At 61.4% G+C, this 4,843-nt stretch carries 6 protein-coding genes; 2 read left to right on the top strand and 4 right to left on the bottom strand.

From position 1 onward, the window contains the following. Nucleotides 1-29: 29 nt before the first annotated feature. The 3 genes from BM70_RS0130850 to BM70_RS0130840 are packed head-to-tail and all read right to left on the bottom strand — an operon-like array spanning nucleotide 30 to nucleotide 2,168. The gene (locus BM70_RS0130850) at nucleotides 30-620 is read right to left on the bottom strand and encodes a YggT family protein (RefSeq protein WP_025859579.1); all 591 of its coding nucleotides are present in this window, start codon (nucleotides 618-620) and stop codon (nucleotides 30-32) included. A 9-nt stretch (nucleotides 621-629) separates the two neighbouring features. After that, nucleotides 630-1,448 (bottom strand): pyrroline-5-carboxylate reductase, encoded by an 819-nt coding sequence (proC, locus tag BM70_RS0130845; protein WP_025859578.1) that lies wholly within the window; start codon nucleotides 1,446-1,448, stop codon nucleotides 630-632. 33 nt (nucleotides 1,449-1,481) lie between these two features. After that, entirely contained in the window at nucleotides 1,482-2,168 is a 687-nt protein-coding gene (locus BM70_RS0130840; RefSeq protein WP_025859577.1) for a YggS family pyridoxal phosphate-dependent enzyme, read from the bottom strand. Nucleotides 2,169-2,225: 57 nt separating this feature from the next. Here BM70_RS0130840 and BM70_RS0130835 point away from each other — a divergent pair, with 57 nt between their 5' ends. Beyond that, nucleotides 2,226-3,260, top strand: a complete 1,035-nt coding sequence (locus tag BM70_RS0130835) for a type IV pilus twitching motility protein PilT (RefSeq protein WP_025859576.1) — start codon at nucleotides 2,226-2,228, stop codon at nucleotides 3,258-3,260. A gap of 219 nt (nucleotides 3,261-3,479) precedes the next feature. Here the strand turns inward: BM70_RS0130835 and BM70_RS0130830 are convergent, their stop codons facing one another. After that, nucleotides 3,480-4,118: a C40 family peptidase gene (locus tag BM70_RS0130830; RefSeq protein WP_025859575.1), complete on the bottom strand. Its 639-nt coding sequence runs from the start codon at nucleotides 4,116-4,118 to the stop codon at nucleotides 3,480-3,482. A gap of 268 nt (nucleotides 4,119-4,386) precedes the next feature. Between BM70_RS0130830 and BM70_RS0130825 the strand changes: the two genes are divergently transcribed. Further along, the gene (locus BM70_RS0130825; RefSeq protein WP_177326609.1) at nucleotides 4,387-4,797 is read left to right on the top strand and encodes a TM2 domain-containing protein; all 411 of its coding nucleotides are present in this window, start codon (nucleotides 4,387-4,389) and stop codon (nucleotides 4,795-4,797) included. The last annotated feature ends 46 nt before the right edge of the window (nucleotides 4,798-4,843 follow it).

Here is a 4,843-nt window from a genome sequence, read left to right as displayed (position 1 = left end):
CGCCGGCAAGCCGGCTCCTACAAGGGGCGTTAGATCAGCAGGCGCAGGATCTCTGGCATCCCGGTCATGGCCGCCAGGTTGTTGATCACCAGCATGTCCAGCAGCTTGAGCACCATGAACGCCAGGATCGGCGAAATATCCAGGCCGCCCAGGTTCGGCAGCAGGCGGCGGAACGGCGCCAGGGCCGGTTCGCAGATCTGGTTCACCAGCTCGGCGCCAGGGTTGTGGCTACCCGGAGCGACCCACGACAGGATTACGCTGATGATCAGGGCGAAGAAGAAGATCTTCAGGAACAGCGCGGTCACGCCGATGATGGCCCAGATCAGCAACTGTACGAAATTGCCGGTGGTGCCGTAGGTCAGCAGCAGGGTCAGCGCCATCAGGGCCAATTGCACCAGGATCGCCAGTACCAGCGACGACATGTCCAGGCCGAACAGGCTCGGGATGATCCGACGCAGCGGCTTGAGCAGCGGCTGGGTGGCCTTGACGATGAACTGGCACAGCGGGTTGTAGAAGTTCGCGCGTACCAGTTGCAGCACGAAGCGCATCAGTACGATCAACAGGTACAGGCTGCCGAGGGTTTGCAGCACGTAGACGGCTGCGGTGTTCAAACCAATCATGTTGGCTCCTTATTTGCCCAGTTGTTCGGCGAGTTCCGCCGAGCGGTGCGCAGCGGCACCCAATGCTTTTTCCACCAGGGCTTCAAACCCCCCGGCCTGGAACGACTCGATGGCCGCCTGTGTGGTGCCGCCGGGGGAGGTCACGCGACGGCGCAACTCGGCCGCGTCCACATCGCTGGCAACCGCCATATGCGCGGCGCCCAGGGCGGTCCGTTCAGACAGCTGCTTGGCGATGTCCTGGGGCAGGCCCAGTTTCACGCCGGCGGCGGTCATGGCTTCGATCAGCAGGAAGAAATACGCCGGGCCGCTGCCGGACACGGCGGTGACCGCGTCCAGTTGCTGCTCCTGTTCCAGCCACAGGGCGATGCCCACGGCGGACAGCAGCTCTTGCGCCTGGTTGCGTTGTTCGGCGCTCACTTCGGCGGTGGCGTACAAGCCGCTCACGCCCTGGCTGACCAGGGCGGGGGTGTTGGGCATGCAGCGCACGATCGGCTGGGCACCGAGCCAGCTATTCATGCTGGCGCAGGTAATGCCGGCGGCGATGGACACCACCAACTGCTGCGGCTGCAGGCTCGGGCGCAGGCTTTCGCACACGGCCTTCATGGCCTGCGGCTTCACTGCCAGTACGATCACATCAACGCCCTGGATGGCCTCGGCGTTGTCGGCAAAGGTTTCAATACCGTGCTCGGCGCTGACGCGGGCACGGGTGTCGGCGCCCGGGTCGCTGGCGCGGATCTGCGCGGCGTCCAGGCCCTTGGCCCGCAGGCCACCGATCAGGCTGGCCGCCATGTTACCGGCGCCGATAAAGGCAATACGCGTGTTGCTCATGACAGGTCCTTACTCAGAGGGAAGTCAGCCATTTCATGGCTGGCCGTAGTCGCGGGCGCCAAACAGGGCGGTACCGATCCGCACCCAGGTGGCACCTTGGGCGATGGCCGACTCAAGGTCGTGGCTCATGCCCATGGAAAGTGTGTCCAACGGCAGGTTCAGGCTGTTTTGCAGGTCGCGTACAGCGGCGAACGCTGCGTCTTGCGCGGCACGATCTTCGGTCGGCTCGGGGATTGCCATCAGGCCACGCAGCTTCAGGCGCGGCAGGGCGCTGATGGCGTTGGCCAGGGCCGGCAGGTCGGCGGGTGTACAGCCGGACTTGCTGGCTTCGCCACTGACATTGACCTGGATGCAGATGTTCAGCGGTGGCAGGTCGGCCGGGCGTTGTTCGGACAAGCGTTGTGCAATTTTGAGGCGGTCCACGGAGTGCACCCAAGCGAAGTTCTCGGCGATAGCGCGCGTCTTGTTCGATTGAATGGGGCCGATGAAGTGCCAACTCAAGGGCAGGTCGGTTAATTCGGCCTGTTTGCCCAGGGCTTCCTGCAGATAGTTCTCGCCAAAGTCGCGCATGCCGGCGGCATAGGCTTCGCGCACGGCCTGCGCGGGTTTGGTCTTGCTCACGGCCAGCAGGTGGATGCTGCTTGCGTCACGTTGCACGGCGTCGGCTGCGGCGCGGATGCGCTGGCTAACCTGGCCGATGTTGTCTGCTATCGTCGACATTCAAGATGCGCCCGTGGATATGGAGTCCGCGGCATTCTACTGGAAATGGAAAGCCCTATGGATATCACTGAATTACTCACGGCCAGCGTGCGCCGTGGCGCTTCCGACCTGCATCTGTCAGCCGGCCTGGCGCCGATGCTGCGGGTGGATGGCGAGGTGTGGCCGCTGGATTGGCCGGTGCTATCACCGTCGCAAGTGGCGGACTTATTGAGCCCGTTGCTCAATCAGCACCAACAAAAGGATTTCGAAACATCTCTAGAAACAGATTTTGCCTTCGAACTGCCCGGCGTGGCGCGATTCCGGGCCAACGTGTTCCAGCAGGATCGCGGTATGGGCGCGGTGTTTCGCACCATCCCGTCCGAGGTCCTGAGCCTGGAAAGCCTTGGCCTTGGCGAAGTGTTCCAGCGTATCGCTCAGCTCCCCCGCGGCCTGGTCCTGGTGACCGGCCCGACCGGCTCGGGCAAGTCCACCACCCTGGCGGCGATGATCGATTTTCTCAATCGGCATCGGCGCCAGCACATCCTGACCCTCGAAGATCCCATCGAATATATCCACAGGCCAAAAATTGCCCTGGTCAACCAGCGCCAGGTGCACCGCGACACTCATGACTTTTCCACCGCGCTACGCTCCGCGCTTCGGGAAGATCCGGACGTGATCCTGGTGGGCGAATTGCGCGATCTGGAAACCATCCGCCTGGCGCTGACGGCCGCTGAGACCGGGCACCTGGTATTTGGCACCCTGCACACCAACTCCGCGGCAAAGACCGTAGACCGGCTGGTGGACGTGTTCCCGGCCGGGGAAAAGGCCATGGTCCGCTCGATGCTGTCGGAATCGCTGCAGGCGGTGGTGTGCCAGGTGCTGGTGAAGAAGATCGGCGGCGGGCGCGTGGCGGCCCATGAAATCATGTTGGGCACACCGGCCATCCGCAATCTGATCCGCGAGGACAAAGTGGCGCAGATGGTCTCGGCGATCCAGACCGGTGGGGCACTGGGGATGAAGACGCTGGATATGAGCTTGAAGGCGCTGGTCGGGGAGGGGGTGATCAGTCGGGAGGATGCGCGGCAGAAGGCGAGGGTTCCAGCAGACATCTAAGGCTGGTTGGAGCGGGCTTGCTGTGGTGAGCGGGCTTGCCCCGCGCTGGGTGGCGAAGCCGCCCCAAAAACCAGGCGACGAGTTGTATCTGTGGAAATGCGGTGGCTTCATTGGGGCCGCTGCGCGCCCCGGCGCGGGGCAAGCCCGCTCACCACAGCAAGCCCGCTCACCTCAGAAGCCCGCTTACCACAACAATCCGCCCCTGGCTTTGACGCCGGCTTAGCGCTGGACGACCCGCAGGTTGTTGTTCTGCTCTTTCGGCAGAACCCGCTTGGCGATCACGTAGTTCTTGTCCCAGAACGGTTTCTTCAGCGTGTCGATGCTGACTGCCTTGCCACGACGCGGTGCGTGAATGAAACGGTCGTTGCCCAGGTAGATGGCCACGTGGTTCACCTGGCGGCTCTTCAGTTTGAAGAACAGCAGGTCGCCGGGTTTCAGGTCCTTGCGATCAACCTTCTGCCCGTGGCCGGCGGCCATGGCGTTGGAGGTGCGCGGCAAATCCACGGCCGCTACGTCGTTGAACGCATATTTCACCAGGCCACTGCAGTCGAACCCTTTACTTGGGCTGCTGCCGCCCCAACGATAAGGAGTACCGAGCACGTTGACGGCGCGGCTGAGGACGGTGCTGCTCTGCTTGGTGTTGACGGCCATTAGGGCCGGGTTGGCTTTACCGTGGGCCTTGCTCAGTTGAGTCGGGCGGTTGACGGTCAGCTTTACCGATTTGGCCGTGCTTGGTGTGCTGTGGACTTTAGGGGTGAAACCGTTAACGTTAGGAAGTCGTTGCTCACGATTGGTGGCGTGGGCGGCCAGTGGCATTAATAGGCAAATGGTTAGCCATGTCTTGAAAAATGGTCGCATTAGGCGTGGCTCTTATGGGTTTGCGCGCAACTTTATAACAGCTTTTTGTGTCGTTCTCAGGCCGTTTGTCGACTGAACCTTGACGTCAAAATCAGGAAAAACGCGACGAATCGCCGCAATTGTCCTACACAAGTCAGGTGGCATAAGGCTTTCAGGGCAGGGAAGATACCATTTGCCGTACGTCGGGCGCCTGTAAAAAAGTCACAAAGAAAGTGAAAAAATTTATCTATCGAGGCAAAAGAGGTACGCGATGAACACCTATCAACAGATTGGTTCGCAGCAAGACACCCACAGCAAGGTGATCGGTTACCTGCTGTGGATTTTCGGTTTTACCGGGGCGCATCGCTTCTATTACGGCAAGCCAGTGACCGGCACGATCTGGTTTTTCACCTTTGGCTTGCTGGGTATTGGCTGGCTGATCGATCTGTTCCTGATTCCGGCCATGGACCGTGAAGCGGACCTGCGCTTTACCGCCGGGCCGATCGAATACAACGTGGCCTGGATTCTGTTGGCGTTTCTCGGGGTGTTTGGCGTGCACCGCATGTACCAGGGCAAATGGATCACCGGCCTGATCTATTTGCTGACCGGCGGTCTGTTCCTGGTGGGGGTGCTGTATGACTTCTGGACGTTGAATACGCAGATTTCGATCCGCAATGCCGAGCGCAACGCTGCACGCTAAGCATGCATGAAGCCTGTAGGAGCCCGGCTTGCCGGCGATGGCGATC

This window comes from Pseudomonas sp. CHM02, from assembly GCF_000612585.1.
Classification (GTDB): domain Bacteria; phylum Pseudomonadota; class Gammaproteobacteria; order Pseudomonadales; family Pseudomonadaceae; genus Aquipseudomonas.
Note: the sequence above shows the minus strand (reverse complement) of the source record. Positions and strands in the feature narration are given on the sequence as shown.

Coding starts and splice junctions, on each gene's coding strand:
- proC (WP_025859578.1), bottom strand. CDS start 1,448: ATGAGCAACACGCGTATTGCCTTTATCGGCGCCGGTAACATGGCGGCC.
- BM70_RS0130850 (WP_025859579.1), bottom strand. CDS start 620: ATGATTGGTTTGAACACCGCAGCCGTCTACGTGCTGCAAACCCTCGGC.
- BM70_RS0130835 (WP_025859576.1), top strand. CDS start 2,226: ATGGATATCACTGAATTACTCACGGCCAGCGTGCGCCGTGGCGCTTCC.
- BM70_RS0130830 (WP_025859575.1), bottom strand. CDS start 4,118: ATGCGACCATTTTTCAAGACATGGCTAACCATTTGCCTATTAATGCCA.
- BM70_RS0130840 (WP_025859577.1), bottom strand. CDS start 2,168: ATGTCGACGATAGCAGACAACATCGGCCAGGTTAGCCAGCGCATCCGC.